The sequence below is a fragment of the Fundidesulfovibrio soli genome (assembly GCF_022808695.1).
Taxonomy (GTDB): domain Bacteria; phylum Desulfobacterota; class Desulfovibrionia; order Desulfovibrionales; family Desulfovibrionaceae; genus Fundidesulfovibrio; species Fundidesulfovibrio soli.
On sequence record NZ_JAKZKW010000004.1, the window covers coordinates 103,251 to 119,144 of the forward strand.

The window sequence follows — 15,894 nt, forward strand, 5'->3', positions numbered from 1 at the left end:
CGCGCTTACGTAGGCCTTGAATCCCGTGAACATCGACACTTCCCGCCCCTACCTCTCCATCTGGCGGCTCACCTGGCCGCAGATCCTGATGATGGTCTTCAACTTCCTCATCGGGGTGGCGGACGTGGCCGTGTGCGGCCGGATCGGCCGGGAGGCCCAGGCGGCCATGGGCCTGGTGGCCCAGGCCCTGTTCATCTTCCTCACGGTGGCCATCGCGGTGTCCAACGGCTCGGTGGCGGCGCTCTCCCAGTCGCTGGGGGCGGGCAAGTTCGGGCGCGCCGCGCGTTACGGCGGGCTGTGCCTGGTCTCCGGGGCGGCGCTGGGCTTACTGGCCCAGGCCGGGGGCCTGGCCTGGCGCGACGGATTCCTGGCGCTGCTGAACGTCCCCGCGCCCATGCTCGGCCCGACCAGGGAAATCCTCACCGTGTTCCTCTGGCTTTTGCCCATCAACTACCTGTTCATCATCACCAGCGCGGTGCTGCGCGCCCACAAGCTGGTCATGGCCCCGCTGTACTCCATGGGCCTGGTCTGCCTCGTGAACGCCTGGCTGGACCTGGGCCTGGGCCTGGGGCGCTTCGGCCTGCCGGACATGGGCTACATCGGCGTGGCCTGGAGCACCTTCGCCTCTGTCACCGGCGGGCTGGCGCTCAACCTCTGGCTCATGCGCCGCGCGGGGCTGCTGCGGGCCTCCATGATCCCGCCGCTGCGCTGGGTGCGCCGGGCCTGGTACTACATGGCCAAGGTGGCCATTCCCTCGGGGCTGATGCAGGTGGTCTGGCATTCGGGGTACATGGTGCTGCTGGCCGTCATCGGCGGGCTGCCCTCCGGCGGGGTGGAGGCCCTGGCGGGCTTCGCGGCCGGGGCGCGCATCGAGTCCGGGGTGTTCCTGCCCGCCTTCGCTTTCAACCTCACGGCCTCCATCATGGTGGGGCACTCCCTTGGCGCGGGCGACCCGGCCGAGGCCAAGCGCATGGGCTTTCGCATCTGGCTGCTGGGCACGGGGCTGATGAGCCTGCTGGCCCTTTGCCTGTGGCCCTTCCTGCCCTTCCTCTCCGCGGCCATGGCCCCGGACCCCGTGGTCGCGGCTGAAACCGTCTCCTACCTGCGCTACAACCTGGTGGCCGCGCCCTTCAGCTGCACCAGCATGATCCTGGCCGGAGCTTTGACCGGGGCCGGGGCCACGGTGTACAACCTCGTGGTGTTCGCCGTATCCATCTGGTGCGTGCGCCTCCCCGTGGCCTGGTGGCTGGGCTGGAGGGCCTGGGGCACCGCCGACGGCGTGTGGCTCTCCATGCTCGTATCGCAGATGTTCCAGGCCTCGGCCCTCATCGCCGTCTACCAGGTGAAGAACTGGGCCAGGTTCGCCATGACAAAATCCAGGAGTTTCCGTGAATAGGCCTTACGTCTCCCTCTCCCTCGACAGGCGGGAGGACTACCTCGCCCGCCTTGCGGGCTGCCCCCAGCGCACCTCCGACTACTCCTTCGCCAACCTCTGGGGCTGGTGCGAGGAGTACGGCCTGGAGTGGTCATTCGGCGACTCCCACGTGTGGCTCCGCCAGACCCGCCCCGAGACCGTCTACTGGGCGCCCATCGCCCCCTGGCGCGACGTGGACTGGAGCCGCTGCCCCACCCTGGCCCAGGGCGGCGCCTTCACCCGCGTGCCCGAGGCCCTGGCCGAGATCTGGGCCGACGCCATGCCCGGGCGCGTCCACGCGCAGGAGGCCCGCGAGCACTGGGACTACGTGTACTCCGTGCCCGAGCTGGTGGCCCTCTCCGGCAACCGCTTCCACAAGAAGAAGAACCTGCTTGCGCAGTTCATGAAGTCCTACGACTACGACTACCGCCCCCTCTCCGCCGACTGCATCGAGGAGGTGCTCCAGATGCAGCTGGAGTGGTGCCAGTGGCGCGAGGCCGAGTGCGACGCCACCCTGAGGGCCGAGAACATGGCCATCGCCCGCGTCGTCAAGGACTGGGACCGCCTGCCCAACCTGTTGGGCGGGGCCATCCGGGTGGAGGGCCGCATGATCGCCTACACCGTGGCCGAGGCCCTGGACGACTCCATGCTCGTGATCCATTTCGAGAAGGGCCACACCGCGTTCAAGGGCGTGTACCAGGCCGTGAACCAGATGTTCCTGGAGCACCTGGACCGCGAATACGCCTACGTGAACCGCGAGCAGGACCTGGGCGACGAAGGCCTGCGCAAGGCCAAGATGAGTTACAACCCAACGATGTTTTTGAAGAAATTCACCGTGACCGTGGACCCGGCCTAAGGGTGCCCGCGGCGGCAACATGAACGCGGTTTCAGTAGCCAACCGCCCGCAGTGGCGTTACAAGCTGCGAGTTTCTCATAGGAGGATTGTAATGAAGCACGTTACCAGGCTGGTTCTGTTCGCCTTCGCCCTGCAACTGCTGGTCGCCTGCGCTCCTGACGGCCAGATCACCAAGCGCGACGTGGGCATGGTCGCGGGCGGCGCTGCCGGCGGCGTGGCAGGCGGAGCCATCGGCGGCAACGACCCTGCCGGGCGGGTGATGGGCACCATCGCGGGCGTCATCATCGGCGCGGCCGTGGGCGGATATCTGGGCAGCCTCTGGGACGACTACGACCGCAAGCAGGCGGCCTACGCCCTGGAGAACAGCCCCGACCGCCGCCAGACCCAGTGGCAGAACCCCAACACCAACCGCCAGGCGTCCATCACGCCCGAGCGCACCTATTACGAGCCCAGCGGAACCCCCTGCCGCGAGTTCACCCAGTCCATCTACATCGACGGCAGGAAGGAAACCGGCCGGGGCACGGCCTGCCGCCAGCCCGACGGCACCTGGCGCATCATGAACAGCCAGTAGGACAACCTTCCCGGCGCGCCGGACGCCCGTCCGGCGCGCCATCTTTCTGAAAATTCCGTCCGCTCAGGGCTTGGCCGCCGGCCCTTCCTTGCCTGTCAGGTGGTTCATGGCGTAGCCGCCCTGGTAGACCTCCCCCGTCTTCGTATCCAGCACGAACTCCAGCTCGCCGTCCCGGAAATAGGCGTAGCGCCCCACGTCGCGGCCCTCCGCGTACACGAGCAGCAGCATGGCCAGCAGCACCAGGGCGGCGGCCTTGAAGATCATATCCAGTTTACCATCCATCGGCGTATCCTCCGTTGTGGGTTCCATGTTCCCCATGGGCTTGCCGCGTCAAGGCCGGTGGTGGTTGCAGGGCTTTTCGATTTGTGTATGATCCGTACAAATTCTGTACGGAATTTGAGAGGAACCCATGTCTATCTTCAAGAATGATCGCGAAACAAAACGCATGATTTTCAATGTTTATGTCGATGTTGCCGAGCGGCTGGACAGGGCTCGCGAGGCATCTCGTTCGTTCGACAAGCGCCTCGATGTGGATACGTGCATCAACAAGGCCCTCGAAAAATTCCTGCACAAGGCCGAGAAAAAGCTCGAAGAGATGCAGCGCGACAACAAGGACAGGCCGCGCCGCGCCGCCACCCCGTCCACGGAGCCCGGCCAGGACCCCACCCCAGACCCGGCCGCCTGAAGCGGCCCGACACAGGAGCACCCCATGAGCAAAGCCAGCATCGCCATCTCCGGCGTCACGGACCCCCAAGCCCTGGCCCAGATCCTCTCGGACCTCGCCGGGAGCCTGCGGGCGGGCACCATCTGCCTGCGCAAGGGCGCGGAGTACGTCACGCTCAAGCCATCCACGCGCATGGATTTCGAGATCGAGGCCGCCATCAAGAAGGGCAAGCAGAAGTTCAGCTTGGAGGTGAAGTGGGAGGAGGTGCCGGAGCAGGTTCCCGCGAGCGAGTTCACCATCAGCCCCACTGAGCCGACCGCGCCTGATGCGGCCCCCGAGGGGCCCTGCGAACCGGGCGAGGCCGTCCTGGCCGCCCCGCCCGCCGAGGAGCCCAAGCCGGAGAAGCACCGCAAGGACGGCAAGAAGGCCGTGAAGAACAAAGAGAAGAAACACGACAAGAAGCACGGGAAGAAGCCCGAAGAGGCTCCCAAAACCGATGAAGACGGCGAGGCAAAACCTGTGGAGCAGTAGCCTCGCCGTGGCCTGCCCAGAATCAAAAAGGGGGCCGTGGGGCCCCCTTTCGCGTATTCGCCGTGCGGGTCGAACCCCGCGCCAAACCGTATCCAATCCGGTTGCTCCGATCGCGCATTACCGCCCCGGGCATGACGCCTGAAACTCGCCCCCCGCGTCCCGTTTGCGGGTCCAGGGGGCCACGCCCCCTGGCGGTGTGCGGGGCGGAGCCCCGCGTCTTGGCAATTCTGCCCCCTTGCGGCTCCTGGCTAGCCGAGGTCCAGGTCCTGGTCGCGGCCGCGGCGCTCGTTGACCATGCGCTCCAGGCCGAACTTGCGGATGCGGTAGCCCATCTGGCGCAGCGTCAGTCCAAGCTCCCTGGCCGCGCGCGACTGCACCCAGTTGTGGCGTTCCAGGGCGGCCATGACCTCCCGCTTCTCCATGTCCTTGAGGCTGGCCTGGCCGTCCAGGCTGGCCTGGGGCGCGGGCTTGCCCGCCGTGAAGAAGTAGGGCGGCACGTCGGCCAGGTCGATGCGCTCGTCCTCCACCATGATGGAGAGGCGCTCCACCAGGTTCTCCATCTCGCGCACGTTGCCGGGCCAGTCGTACTTCACCAGGGCGTCCAGGGCCCTGGGCGTGAAGGAGAGCCTGCGCCCGTACTCGCGGGAGAGCTTGTCCAGGAAGTGGTTGAGCAGCGCGGGGATGTCCTCCCGGCGCTCGCGCAGCGAGGGCACCAGCACGGGGAACACGTTGAGGCGGTAGTAGAGGTCCTCCCGGAACTCGCCGTGGGTCACGGCCTCGGCCAGGTCGCGGTTGGTGGCCGCGATGATGCGCACGTCCACCTTGCGGGTCTTGATGCCGCCCAGGCGCTCGAACTCGCGCTCCTGCAGGAAGCGCAGCAGCTTGGACTGGATGCCCGCCGAAAGCTCGCCGATCTCGTCCAGGAAGATGGTGCCCTTGTCGGCCTCCTCGAAGCGGCCGGGCTTGGGCGCGGCCGCGCCGGTGAAGGCGCCCTTCTCGTAGCCGAAGAGCTCCGACTCCAGCAGGTTTTCCGGGATGGCCGCGCAGTTGACCTTGATGAAGGGATACTTGGCCCGGTCGGAGAGCTCGTGGATCATGCGCGCCGTGAGGGTCTTGCCCGTGCCCGACTCGCCCAGCAGCAGCACCGTGGCCCTGGTGGGGGCCACTTTCTCGATCATCTGGTGCACGCGGGTCATGGGCTGGCTCTGGCCCACGATGAAGAAGCGGTGGTAGGTCTTGGAGAGCTTGAAGCGAAGCGACAGGTTTTCGCGCCGCAGGTTCTCCTCCCGGGCGCGCACCTGCTTGCCCAGCTGCACGAACTGCCCGATGAGCGCGGCCACGATGGAGAGGAAGCGCACGTCCTCGTCGTAGGAGACGTCGTCGCTGAAGAGGCGGTCGGCGGTGAGCACGCCGCCGGGCTGGCCCTTGATGGTAACGGGCACGCCCAGGAAAGCGATGCGCCCGCGCTCCATTCCGCGCGACTGGGTCTTGTCCAGGAACAGGGGCTCCTTGCTGATGTCGGGCACCACGAAGGGCTTGCCCGTCTGGAAGATGCGCCCGGTGACACCCTCGTCCAGGCGGTAGACGCCGCGCCGCTTCTCCTCCGGGCTGAGCCCGTGGGAGGCGCTGATGGCCAGGGTGTTGGTCTCCTCGTCGAGCAGGGTGATGGTGGCGCGCTTCATCTCCAGGGTTTCGGAGAGGATGCGCAGTATGTCGCTCAGGGTCTGGTCCAGATCCAGGGCCTGACCGATGATTTGCGAAATTTCGTAAAGGACTTTCAGTTCCAGCTGGCTGACGCTGTTCATTGCGATTCCGGGAAAAAATGGAGACGGCGGCCGCCCAGCGCGGCCATGCCTGTGCCCCCGTACTAACTACAAAAATGTATGCTTGCAATCCCCCAAATGCGTCATAGTCAGGCTGGCGCGGGAGTCGAGCAAATTAACTAAAAAGCCCGGCAGCTTACGCTGCCGGACTCAGAATTATTTTTTTACGAAAACGTTAATCACGCGCTGCGCTTGAATCCGCCGTCGTCGTGGAAGGCCAGGAAGCCCGCCAGACCTTCCTTGCCGAGGTAGCGCTCCAGCTGCTTGCGTTCGGTGTGGAGCAGGTCCACCACGATGAGTCCGTCCAGGGCGTCGCTGAAGCCCGGGTCCACGTTGAAGGCCAGTATCTTGCCGCCAAGCTTGAGATATTGGCGCAGGAGCACCGGGATGCCCTTGCGGTCGCGCTCGGCCGCGCTGACCAGCTCGGAGAGGCGCTCCACGTCGTCCACCAGGGTCCTGGCCGCGCGCTTCAGCCAGCCCGGGGCCTTGAGCGGCTTGCGGGGCTTCACGAAGCGGGAGAGGTCCGGCTTCTGCCCGCAGGATTCGAAATACCCGGCGATGAGCTGGCGGGATGAAGCCTGATACTCGTTGGTGATGCTCACCGGGCCGAAGAGGCGGCGGTACCTGGGCTCGCGGGCCACCACCGTGCCGATGCCCTTCCAGAGCAGCAGCAGGGCGTTGTAGCTTTTCTGGTATTCGACGCGCACGAAGGAGCGCCCCATCTCCAAGGCCGGGCCGAGCTCGTGCAGGAAGCGCGGCTTGAGCCTGAACAGTGTGCCCACGTACAGCCCGGCGGGGCCGCGCTCCGCAAGTATTTCGTCCGTGCGGCCCAGGCGGTACGCGCCCACCACCTCGCGCTCCTTCACGTTCCAGATGAACACGTGGGAGTAGAACGCGTCGAAGGAGTCCAAGTCGCAGGAGGAGCCTGTGCCCTCGCCCACCTTGCGGAAGGTGGCCTCGCGCAGCCGCCCGATCTCCTTGAGCACCAGGGGGATGTCCTTGGAGCGGGCCTCGTACACGCGGAAGCCGCCGCTCTCCAGGAGCAGGGACGCCTCGGGCAGGCGCGCCACCTCGGCCTCCATGAGCGAGGAGTCCTGCGGGGCGATGAGGGCCTCCTGGCGGCTGATGGAGCGCACCGGGAAGCTCCTGAAGGGGCTCTTGCGCGCCTCGCCGCCGCCGAGCATCTCGGTGTGCAGGCGCAGGTAGTCGGCGGCCTGCTTGTCGGAGAGCTCCTCCAGGCGCGCTGGCGCTATGGGCTGGCCCACGCGCACCTCCACGGTGGTGCGGGCCTTGTTCACGAACTCGCGGGGCAGCAGCATGGTGCGCAGCTTGGGGTGCACCAGCCCGGCCAGGTGGAACATGGCCCCGTTGGCCCCGGCGAAGTGCACGGGCACCACCGTGGCCCCGCAGGCCTTGATGATCCTGGCGATGGAGGGGCTCCAGCTGGGTTCTGCCACCCTGCCCTCGCGCACGTTGAAGTGGGCCACCTCGCCCGCCGGGAACACGCCCAGGGCCGCGCCGTCGCGCAGCCAGGCGATGCTCTCGCGCAGGGGGGCAATGTTGCGCCCCAGGGAGTTCTCCGTGCCGAAGGGGTCCACCAGGATGAACAGCTCGCGCAGCTCCCGGATGCGGCCCAACAGGTGGTTGGCCATGATCTTGGCGTCGGGGCGCACGCGGTTGAGCATCTCGGCCAGGAAGATGCCCTCCAGCCCGCCGAAGGGGTGGTTGGCCACCGCCATCACGGGGCCGCTGGCGGGGATGCGGGCCAGGTCCTCGCTTAAGACGTTGCACTTGAAGCCGAAGGCGTCGACCAGGCCGCGCAGGAAGTCCATACCCGTGGCCTGGGCGGGGATGCGGCTGTAGCTGCGGGAAAGCTGGTCCAGGCCCAGGGCCTTGGCGATGGGTTTGCCCGCCAGGCGCAGCACGGTGCGCGCAAGGGGATGGCGGACGTTGTCCTCGAGGCGGAATATGTCGTTGCGGGATTGGTCGGAGCGTGGATGCATGGCTGCCTCCGGTAGGTGGAATACCGATAGGCAGTGCTAGCGCGGCCGTGTTTCGGGGGTGTGGTGCTTGTGTGACCGTTCGCGCCCTTCAGGTTGCGAACATGTGCCGGGGGGCGCGGCTTAACCGCCGAAGCGCTCGATCTTCTGCTTGTAGGCCCGCACGCCTTCGGCGATACCCTGGGCCAGGCCTTCGAGGTATTTCTCGTTGCGCAGGCGGGCGGCCTCGGCAGGGTTGGTGATGTAGCCCACCTCCACCAGTATGGCGGGCATCTTGGCCCCAAGCAGCACGTAGAACGGGGCCTCGTGCAGCCCCCTGTCCCGCGTGGAGCCGCCCCGTTTGGCCTGGCTGAGGGCCGAGGCGTGGGCCGCGCGGGCGAAATCGCGCGACTCGGTCAATTTGGAGGCGTGCATGAGCTCGTCCAGAATCTTCTGCATGTCCGAGATGCGTCTGGGGTCCACGGAGTTCTCCCGCGCGGCCACCCGCACCTCGTCGGGCGTGGAGGCCAGGTTCAGGGAGTAGGTCTCCAGGCCGGAGGAGCCGGAATCGCCGTGGGCGTTGCAGTGGATGGAGACGAACAGGTCGGCCTTCCTGGCGTTGGCCATGGCGGTGCGCCCCTCCAGGGAGACGAACTTGTCCTGCGTGCGGGTGTAGAGCACCTCGAAGCCCATCTTCTCGAGCTTCCCGCCAAGCAGCTTGGCGATGCGCAGGTTCACGTCCTTCTCCACCAGACCGCCCGCGCCGTGGGCTCCGGGGTCCTTGCCGCCGTGGCCGGCGTCCACCATGACGCGGCGCACGGTGAGGCCCAGCTGCTCCACCAGCTGCCGGGCCATCCTCTTGCGCCCCGGAGTTGCCAGCAGAGGGACCGCCTCGCCGGGTGCGGCCTCCTGAACGGCGGCTTCGGGCGCTGCCTGAGCCTTGGCCTTGCCCTTCGGCTGCGCCTGGGGTTCGGCGGATTTGCCCCCGGCGGCCTTGTCCTCCGCGGCGCGGGCCTTGGCGGACTGGCCCTGCACGTCCACGATGATGCGGTAGGGATTCTCCAGCACGAACACCTGCTGGCTCTTGAGGTTCTCGACCTCAACCACCAGCCGGGTCACGCCGGGCTTGTAGGGGGCCAGGCGCACCTTGCGGGCCACGTCGCCGCGCACGTCGAAGCGGCCGGGCACGCCGGGCTTGATGCGGGTGTCGTCCAGATCGACGTAGAGGCGGCGCAGCCCGTCCTTGGAGGCCTCGGGCGGCAGCAGCTGCCAGTGGTGCTGCACCTCGCCCCCGAGCACCACCGCGATGCGGGAGTAGTCCTTGCCGGACCAGATCTGCACGTCCGTGACGGGGGTAAGCTTGGGCGCCGAGGCGGGCTTGGCCTGCTTGGAATCCTTGGCTTGCTTCGAGGACTTCGCGGCCTTGTCGGCCTTGCTGGGCTTGGCGGATTTGGCGGATGGAGTCTGCCCGGACGCCTTGGCCGCATCCTGGGCGGAGGCGGCCAAGGCAAGCCCCCGCCCGGTCCACGACCCCGCGCACAGGCCCAGCGCGGCCAGCAGAAACGCCAGCAGCAGCGGGCGCGCGGCGAGAGCCGCCGGACGGATCACCCGCACCCCGCCGCCCCTACTCCACGGTGACGGACTTGGCCAGGTTGCGGGGCTGGTCCACGTCCTTGCCGAGATAGTCGGCCATTTCGTAGGCGAAGAGCTGCAGGGCGGGCAGCATCAGGAACGTGTTCATGGGCCCCCAGACGTTGGGCACCTCCCAGAGGTCCTCCACGCGCAGGTCCGTGCCGGCGGGGGCCAGGGCTACGATCTTGCCGCCGCGCGCCTGCACCTCCTCCAGGTTGGACTTCACCTTGGGGTAGAGCTCGTCCGCCGGGGCCAGGGCGAAGGTGGGGAACTTGGGGTCGATGAGCGCGATGGGGCCGTGCTTCATCTCGCCGGAAGCGTAGCCCTCGGCGTGGATGTAGCTGATCTCCTTGAGCTTGAGCGCGCCCTCCAGGGCCAACGGGTAGGAGGTGCCGCGTCCCAGATACAGAAAACTCCGGGCCTCGGAGTAGGCCCTGGCCAGTTCGGCGGCGCGGGAGCGCATCCTCGGCAGCTCGGCCTCCAGCACGCCGGGCAGCGCGGACAGGGTGCGCAGGCAGTTGGCGCGCACGTCCTCGGGCAGCACGCCCTTCTGCTGGCCCCAGTGCATGGCCAGAAGCGTCAGGAGCGTCAGCTGGGAGCACATGGCCTTGGTGGAGGCCACGGAGATTTCAGGCCCGGCCTGGGTGTAGATCACCCGGTCGGCCTCGCGCGAGACCGTGGAGCCCACCACGTTGCACAGGCCCACCACGGTGGCCCCGCGCTCCTTGGCCAGGCGCATGGTGGCCAGGGTGTCCGCCGTCTCGCCCGACTGCGAGATGGCCAGCACCGTGTCGCCGGGGCCCAGGATGGGGTCGCGGTAGCGGAACTCGGAGGCGATCTCCACCCGGGTGGGCACCTTGGCCCATGTCTCCAGCAGGTACATGCCCCACAGGCCCGCGTGGTAGCTGGTGCCGCAGGCCACGATGGTCAGGCGCTCGGGCACGGGCATGCCCTCCAGGTCGGGCAGCAACGCGCGGCAGGCCGAGTGGTCGGCGCGCCCGGCCATGCAGTCCGCGATGACGCGGGGCTGCTCGAAGATCTCCTTGAGCATGAAATGCTTGTACCCGCCCTTCTGGGCGGACTGCACGTCCCAGGCGATGTGCTGGGGCGTCTTCTCGATGGGGGCCAGGGTAGCGGCGTCCATCACCTTCCAGGAGTTGGCGTCGATGCGCACCATCTCGCCGTCCTCCAGGAAGACCACCTCGCGGGTGTAGGGCAGGAAGGCCGGGATGTCCGAGGCCACGAAGTTCTCCCCAACGCCCACGCCCATGACCAGCGGGGAGGACTTGCGCGCCGCGTAGAGCACGCCGGGGTTCTCCAGGCTGACCACACATATCGCGTAGGAGCCGTCCACGCGTCCCAGCGCGTACGACACGGCCTTCTCGAAGTCGCCGTGCTCGGCCAGGTGCAGCCCCACCAGATGCGCCAGGACCTCGGTGTCCGTCTCGGAGGCGAAGCTGACGCCCTTGGCCTTCAGCTCCTCGCGCAGCTCCTGGTAGTTCTCGATGATGCCGTTGTGCACCAGGGCCACGCGGCCGGACTGGTCGCGGTGCGGGTGGGCGTTGCGCTCCACGGGCAGGCCGTGGGTGGCCCAGCGGGTGTGGCCCATGCCCGAGGTGGCCGTGTGCGTGGGCATGGTGGCCAGCTTGTTCTCCAAGTTGCAGAGCTTGCCCTCGGCGCGCACGACGGTGAGCTCGCCGTGCTGGACGTAGGCCACTCCGGCGGAGTCGTAGCCGCGGTATTCGAGACGCTTCAGACCCTCTATGATCACGGGGACCGCGGGGCGGTGCCCGCTATAACCGATGATGCCGCACATGGATGATCCTTCTGTGTCGGGGTGGAAAAACTACCCGCCAGTTCCAGTAATCGACGGAAGTGTCAAGAGCGGGCGAACCCGGCCCAGTCCTCGAGCAGGGAGCGCAGGGCGCGGCCCCGGTGGCTGCGGGCGTTCTTCTGCTCCGCGCTCATCTCGGCGGCTGTGAGGCCCAGCTCCGCGTCGATGAACAGCGGGTCGTAACCGAAGCCCCCGGAACCTTTGGGCGCGAATCCCACGCGGCCTTCCCAGGCGCCAAGCGCCGTGAGCTCGCGTCCGTCCGGGCGGCTGGCCACGATGGCGGAGACGAAGCGGCAGGCCCTTCGGCCCTCGGGCACGTCGGCCAGGGCCGCCAGCAGCTTCTCGTTGTTGGAGGCGTCCGTGGCCCCTTCGCCGGAGTAGCGCGCCGAGCGCACCCCGGGGTCGCCGCCCAGGGCGTCCACCACCAGGCCGGAGTCGTCGGCCAGGGCGATGAGCCCTGTGGCCTGGCTCACGGCCTCGGCCTTGATGCGGGCGTTGGCCTCGAAAGTGTCGCCCGTCTCCTCGATCTCGCCGATCTGGGGGAAGCGGTCCAGGCCCAGAACCTCCACGTCCATTCCGGCCATCATGGCCTGCAGCTCGCGCACCTTGCCCTGGTTGCGCGTGGCCAGCACCACCTGCGTCATCCGTTCCCCCCGTTGTTGTCCGAGCCGCCGCGCCAGATGCCGTCGTGGCGCGGGGCGGCGTAGGATTCCAGATTTTCTTCCACCGCGGCGTCCACCGGCGGCATCACCAGGCGCACCACGGTGCCCCGGCCCACCTCGCTCTCCAGCTCCACCGCGCCGCCCAGCTCGTCGAGTATCTTGCGGGTCATGGCCAGGCCAAGGCCGGAGCCCTTGTCCTTGGTGGAGAAGAAGGGGTTGAACACCTGGTCCAGGTGTTCGGGCAGGATGCCCTTGCCCGTGTCCGCCAGCTCCATGACCACCTGCCCCCTGCGCAGATAGCAGCGCAAGGTCAGCTCGCCGCCCTCGGGCATGGCCTCCATGGAGTTCTTGACCATGTTGATCAGGCACTGCTTGATGAGGTCCGGGTCGCCCTTGACCAGGGGCAGGCCCGAATCCACCTCCACGCGCACGGCGATGTCCTGCTTCTGGCAGCCCAGGGCCATGAGCCCCATGGTCTGCTCGGCGGTGGCCGCCACGTCGATCTGCCCGTCCGCGCCCTGGGTGGGGCGGGCGAAATTGAGCAGGCTCTTCAAAATCTTGTCCAGGCGGTTGGACTCCTCCAGGATGATGGAGACCTTGCCCCGGGCGCGCTCGTCCAGGTTGCCGGAGCGCAGCAGGGAATTGGCGAAGCCCGCGATGGCGAAGAGCGGATTCCTGATCTCGTGGGCCACGTAGGTGGACAGCTCGCCCACGGCGGCCAGCTTCTCGGACTGCTGCAGGCGGCGCTCCATGTAGGTGCGCTGGGTGATGTCGCGGCGCAGGAGCACCACGTGGGAGAGCTTCCCCGCCGTGTCCATCACCGGGTAGGTGTAGACCCTAAAGGTGTGCATGCGCCCCTCGGCGTCCACCACGGTCTGCACCTGCTCGCTCTTGCCGCCTGTGCGCACGCTCTCCCAGAGGGCGGGGTCATCCTTGGCCTCGCACACGCCCTGGAAGCCGCTCAGCGCCTCGCGGCAGGCCTTGCCCAGGAAGTTCCGCCGGGTGCCGCCCAGGCGCTCCAGCACAGCGCGGTTGACCTCCACCACGCAGCCGCTCGAATCCAGCACCACGATGTCGTCGGGTATCTGGTCGATGACCGAGGTCAGCAGGCTCGGCTCGCTGAGCAGGGCATCGGCGCACACGTCCGCTACCGGGCGGATGGGGTCGTCGGTCATGTCCGTCCTCCGTCTTTTTCCGGGCCCAGGGGAAGGGACTCTTCATCCCTGCCGGCGATTTTCACGGTCACGTCGCGCTGCGGGAAGGGGATCTCCACGCCGTGCTCCCGGAAGGCGCGGTCCACGGCTAGGTGGATGTCGGAGCTGGTCCTGGCGGCATTGTCCAGGTCGTTGACCCAGTAGGCCAGGCGGAAGTTGAGGGAGGAATCCGCGAAGGCCATGAAGAACACGACGGGCTTGGGCTCGGCCAGCACGTTGGGGTGGGAGCTGGCCGCCTCCAGCAGCAGCTCCTGCACCAGGGCCGTGTCCGAGCCGTAGGCCACGCCCAATTCAAGCAGGCGGCGCACGCGGCGGTCCTTGTGGGACCAGTTGGTGATCTTCTGGGCGATCAGGTCCGAGTTGGGCACGAACAGGGTGGCGTTGTCGAAGGTCTGCACCACGGTGTTGCGGATGTTCACCCGCTGCACCGTGCCCCAGAGGTCGCCGATCTGGAGCACGTCGCCCGCCTGGACGCTGCGCCCGAAGAGCAGGATCAGGCCGGAGATGAAGTTGTTGATGATGTTCTGCAGGCCGAAGCCGATACCCACGGAGAGGCCGCCCGCCACCACCGCCAGGCTGGTGAAGTTGGCCCCGGCCAGGCGCAGGGCTATGAGCACGTAGAGGCCCCAGACCACGTAGGTGGAGATGGTCTCCAGGAGGTTCAGCACCCCGCGCTCCAGGTCCGGCCGGCGGGCGGGCAGCTCGGCGATGAGCCTGTCCGCCACGCGGGTGGCCGCGCGGGCCAGGTAGAACCCGATGAACATCAGGGCCAGGCGGCCCAGGTCCAGGCTGAAGCCTTCGGCCCCCACGTCCGAGCTCACGGCGGAGAGGAACACGCTGCTGCCCCCCATGGCCAGGGACAGCCAGAACAGGAAGCAGCCCGCCATGGCGATGACCGTCGACGGCAGGGCCAGCCCCCCCGCGAAGGACTTGAGCACTTCACCCGTGAAGTCCGCCGAGGGCCGGGCCACCAGCCTGCCCACCAGCCCGTAGAGCGCGAGCCCCGCCTGCAGCAGCACCAGGGCCATGAACCAACCCTCGGCCGCCAGCATGGTCAGGTTCACCCAGCCGAAGAGCGCGGGCAGGCACAGCAGCGGATAGAGCCAGCCGCCCGCCCCGGCCAGGCGCGACACCGCGTCGGCCCCGCGCCCGCGCGCACTCCTGCGCACCAGCCACCCGGCCGCGAACAGGGCCAGCACCCAGGCCCCGCCCCTGAAGGCGTCCGGCAGCCAGGGCATCTGCAGGAGCACGGCCAGGGTGAACATGCCCCAGGCCAGGCCCACGGGATTTCGCGGCGCGCGGGCCTTGGCGGGCTTGGCCGCAGGCTCGGTTTTCGCCGCTGCGGACGGCACGGCGGCCGGTGCGGCGGATGCTTCGGCGGCGGGTTCTGTTGCGGCGTCGGATGCAGCCGGGTTCGTCACGTCCGCGCAGGCCATGTCCGGCTGCTGCTCCGCGAGTTCGGGCCCGGCCGGAACGGCGTCGCCGCCCTGCTCCGCTCCGGGTTTGGCGGCCGGCGCGACGAGGCCGCCGCAGCGCAGCAGGTGCAGGAACCAGGCGACCCCCAGCACGCCCCGGGAGATCAGCACCTCGGCCAGGGCCCCGGTCTCGGCGCGCACCAGCACGTAGCCCGCGCCCGAGGTGGCCCAGAGCACGCCCACGCCCGCGCCGATCCAGGCCAGGCTGCCCAGCGGCCTGCCCGCCCTGAAGCCGCCGTAACGCTTCTCCAGCCGCTTGAGCGCCACGGCCGCGCCGCCCACCAGCACCACCATGAGGCCCAGGAGGCGGGTGAGCAGGTCCTTGGTGCGGCCGTCGCCCGCGTCGAAGAGGTTGGCGAAGGTGGCCACGTAGCGCGGCAGGTTGCCCATGTGCTGGATGGCCTCCTGCCAGGCTCCCAGGGAGAGCAGGCTCTTGCCGGAGGCGAAGTAGTAGTCCTTCCAGGCCCTGGGGATGCGCTCCTTGACGGTCTGGACGGAGCGCCCGATGCCCGCCGTGAGGTCGCGCGTGGGGTTGAGGCCCTGGTCCAGCACGGTCTTCACGCGGCCAAGCTTGTTCTTGAGCTTGCGCAGGTCGCCCAGGAAATCGTTGAGGGATTTGGTCAGCTCCGGCGATGGCCCATCGGCCGCCTGCTGCGAGAACTCGGCGTCCAGCTCGCCCAGGCGCTCCTGGAAGCGCTTGAGGTCGGCGTCAGCCTTCTGGAAGGGCTGGGTCACGGCCTCCACGCGGGCCTGCAGGATGTCCAGCCCGGCCAGCACGGCGCGCAGCTCCATGGGGTTGCTGCCGGACACGCGCCCGAGCACCATGAGCTCGTCGAGCTTTTTGCGCAGGGAGGCGAGATCCTGCCGGGTCTGCTTGACCATGCCGGGCAGCGTCTGGGAGACGCCGTCCACGTATTCGATCTGGTACTGCAGCTCCTCGTAGTTGCGCTGGAGCATGAGCTTCCAGCTCTCGCCCTCCTCGGCGTGGGCGGCGGAGCTGGCGAAAAGCGGCGCCGCGGCGAGCAGCGCGAACAGGGCGGCTATCAGAAGGCGCGGCCGCAGGCCGCGGCCGCGCAGGGCGGAAGTCATGGGCATGTACTGATCTCCAAAGCCGGGCGCGGGTCGTTTCCCCTGCGCCTCTCATTCTTATTTAGCGGGTTCCGGGCGCGATATCAATGTGGACCGCCCGCGGCGCGTCCCCTCCCGCTTCGCGCCTCGCTTTTTGGCGCGCTCACTGCT

General features: G+C 68.2%; 13 protein-coding genes. 5 read left to right on the forward strand and 8 right to left on the reverse strand.

The genetic code is table 11. The features are described from left to right. Positions 1 to 25: 25 nt before the first annotated feature. The 3 genes from MLE18_RS06700 (at position 26) to MLE18_RS06710 (ending at position 2,841) form a co-directional block, all read left to right on the forward strand. The gene (locus MLE18_RS06700) at positions 26 to 1,396 is read left to right on the forward strand and encodes an MATE family efflux transporter (RefSeq protein ID WP_336605567.1); all 1,371 of its coding nucleotides are present in this window, start codon (positions 26 to 28) and stop codon (positions 1,394 to 1,396) included. Beyond that, positions 1,389 to 2,270 carry a DUF2156 domain-containing protein gene (locus MLE18_RS06705; protein WP_243368545.1) on the forward strand — a complete coding sequence of 294 codons (882 nt, stop codon included), beginning with the start codon at positions 1,389 to 1,391 and terminating at the stop codon, positions 2,268 to 2,270. The genes MLE18_RS06700 and MLE18_RS06705 overlap by 8 nt, the downstream gene beginning before the upstream one ends. Before the next feature lie 91 nt (positions 2,271 to 2,361). Further along, positions 2,362 to 2,841: an RT0821/Lpp0805 family surface protein gene (locus MLE18_RS06710; protein WP_243368547.1), complete on the forward strand. Its 480-nt coding sequence runs from the start codon at positions 2,362 to 2,364 to the stop codon at positions 2,839 to 2,841. 63 nt (positions 2,842 to 2,904) lie between these two features. Here the strand turns inward: MLE18_RS06710 and MLE18_RS06715 are convergent, their stop codons facing one another. Then, entirely contained in the window at positions 2,905 to 3,123 is a 219-nt protein-coding gene (locus tag MLE18_RS06715) for a hypothetical protein (RefSeq protein WP_243368549.1), read from the reverse strand. Positions 3,124 to 3,250: 127 nt separating this feature from the next. Between MLE18_RS06715 and MLE18_RS06720 the strand changes: the two genes are divergently transcribed. Together MLE18_RS06720 and MLE18_RS06725 are read left to right on the forward strand one after the other, a co-directional pair. Further along, complete coding sequence (locus MLE18_RS06720; RefSeq protein ID WP_243368551.1) at positions 3,251 to 3,526, forward strand: hypothetical protein; 276 nt, start codon at positions 3,251 to 3,253, stop codon at positions 3,524 to 3,526. A gap of 24 nt (positions 3,527 to 3,550) precedes the next feature. Next, positions 3,551 to 4,036, forward strand: coding sequence for an amphi-Trp domain-containing protein (locus MLE18_RS06725; protein ID WP_243368553.1), 486 nt, complete (start codon positions 3,551 to 3,553; stop codon positions 4,034 to 4,036). Positions 4,037 to 4,284: 248 nt separating this feature from the next. On the opposite strand, the gene MLE18_RS06730 is transcribed toward MLE18_RS06725, so the two are convergent. The 7 genes from MLE18_RS06730 to MLE18_RS06760 form a co-directional block, all read right to left on the reverse strand. Next, the gene (locus tag MLE18_RS06730) at positions 4,285 to 5,841 is read right to left on the reverse strand and encodes a sigma 54-interacting transcriptional regulator (RefSeq protein WP_243368555.1); all 1,557 of its coding nucleotides are present in this window, start codon (positions 5,839 to 5,841) and stop codon (positions 4,285 to 4,287) included. 197 nt (positions 5,842 to 6,038) lie between these two features. Continuing rightward, entirely contained in the window at positions 6,039 to 7,862 is a 1,824-nt protein-coding gene (locus tag MLE18_RS06735; protein WP_243368557.1) for a lysophospholipid acyltransferase family protein, read from the reverse strand. Positions 7,863 to 7,982: 120 nt separating this feature from the next. After that, positions 7,983 to 9,452, reverse strand: coding sequence for an N-acetylmuramoyl-L-alanine amidase (locus tag MLE18_RS18090; protein ID WP_243368559.1), 1,470 nt, complete (start codon positions 9,450 to 9,452; stop codon positions 7,983 to 7,985). Positions 9,453 to 9,462: 10 nt separating this feature from the next. Next, positions 9,463 to 11,286, reverse strand: a complete 1,824-nt coding sequence (gene glmS / locus MLE18_RS06745) for a glutamine--fructose-6-phosphate transaminase (isomerizing) (protein ID WP_243368561.1) — start codon at positions 11,284 to 11,286, stop codon at positions 9,463 to 9,465. A gap of 62 nt (positions 11,287 to 11,348) precedes the next feature. Beyond that, the gene (locus tag MLE18_RS06750; RefSeq protein WP_243368563.1) at positions 11,349 to 11,948 is read right to left on the reverse strand and encodes an XTP/dITP diphosphatase; all 600 of its coding nucleotides are present in this window, start codon (positions 11,946 to 11,948) and stop codon (positions 11,349 to 11,351) included. Beyond that, positions 11,945 to 13,141 (reverse strand): two-component system sensor histidine kinase NtrB, encoded by a 1,197-nt coding sequence (locus MLE18_RS06755; RefSeq protein ID WP_243368565.1) that lies wholly within the window; start codon positions 13,139 to 13,141, stop codon positions 11,945 to 11,947. Before MLE18_RS06755 ends, MLE18_RS06750 begins: the two co-directional genes overlap by 4 nt. After that, positions 13,138 to 15,750 (reverse strand): mechanosensitive ion channel domain-containing protein, encoded by a 2,613-nt coding sequence (locus MLE18_RS06760; protein ID WP_243368567.1) that lies wholly within the window; start codon positions 15,748 to 15,750, stop codon positions 13,138 to 13,140. Before MLE18_RS06760 ends, MLE18_RS06755 begins: the two co-directional genes overlap by 4 nt. Positions 15,751 to 15,894: the final 144 nt, after the last annotated feature.

Coding starts and splice junctions, on each gene's coding strand:
- MLE18_RS06710 (WP_243368547.1), top strand. CDS start 2,362: ATGAAGCACGTTACCAGGCTGGTTCTGTTCGCCTTCGCCCTGCAACTG.
- MLE18_RS06715 (WP_243368549.1), bottom strand. CDS start 3,123: ATGGATGGTAAACTGGATATGATCTTCAAGGCCGCCGCCCTGGTGCTG.
- MLE18_RS06720 (WP_243368551.1), top strand. CDS start 3,251: ATGTCTATCTTCAAGAATGATCGCGAAACAAAACGCATGATTTTCAAT.
- MLE18_RS06725 (WP_243368553.1), top strand. CDS start 3,551: ATGAGCAAAGCCAGCATCGCCATCTCCGGCGTCACGGACCCCCAAGCC.
- MLE18_RS06730 (WP_243368555.1), bottom strand. CDS start 5,841: ATGAACAGCGTCAGCCAGCTGGAACTGAAAGTCCTTTACGAAATTTCG.
- MLE18_RS06735 (WP_243368557.1), bottom strand. CDS start 7,862: ATGCATCCACGCTCCGACCAATCCCGCAACGACATATTCCGCCTCGAG.
- glmS (WP_243368561.1), bottom strand. CDS start 11,286: ATGTGCGGCATCATCGGTTATAGCGGGCACCGCCCCGCGGTCCCCGTG.
- MLE18_RS06750 (WP_243368563.1), bottom strand. CDS start 11,948: ATGACGCAGGTGGTGCTGGCCACGCGCAACCAGGGCAAGGTGCGCGAG.
- MLE18_RS06755 (WP_243368565.1), bottom strand. CDS start 13,141: ATGACCGACGACCCCATCCGCCCGGTAGCGGACGTGTGCGCCGATGCC.
- MLE18_RS06760 (WP_243368567.1), bottom strand. CDS start 15,750: ATGCCCATGACTTCCGCCCTGCGCGGCCGCGGCCTGCGGCCGCGCCTT.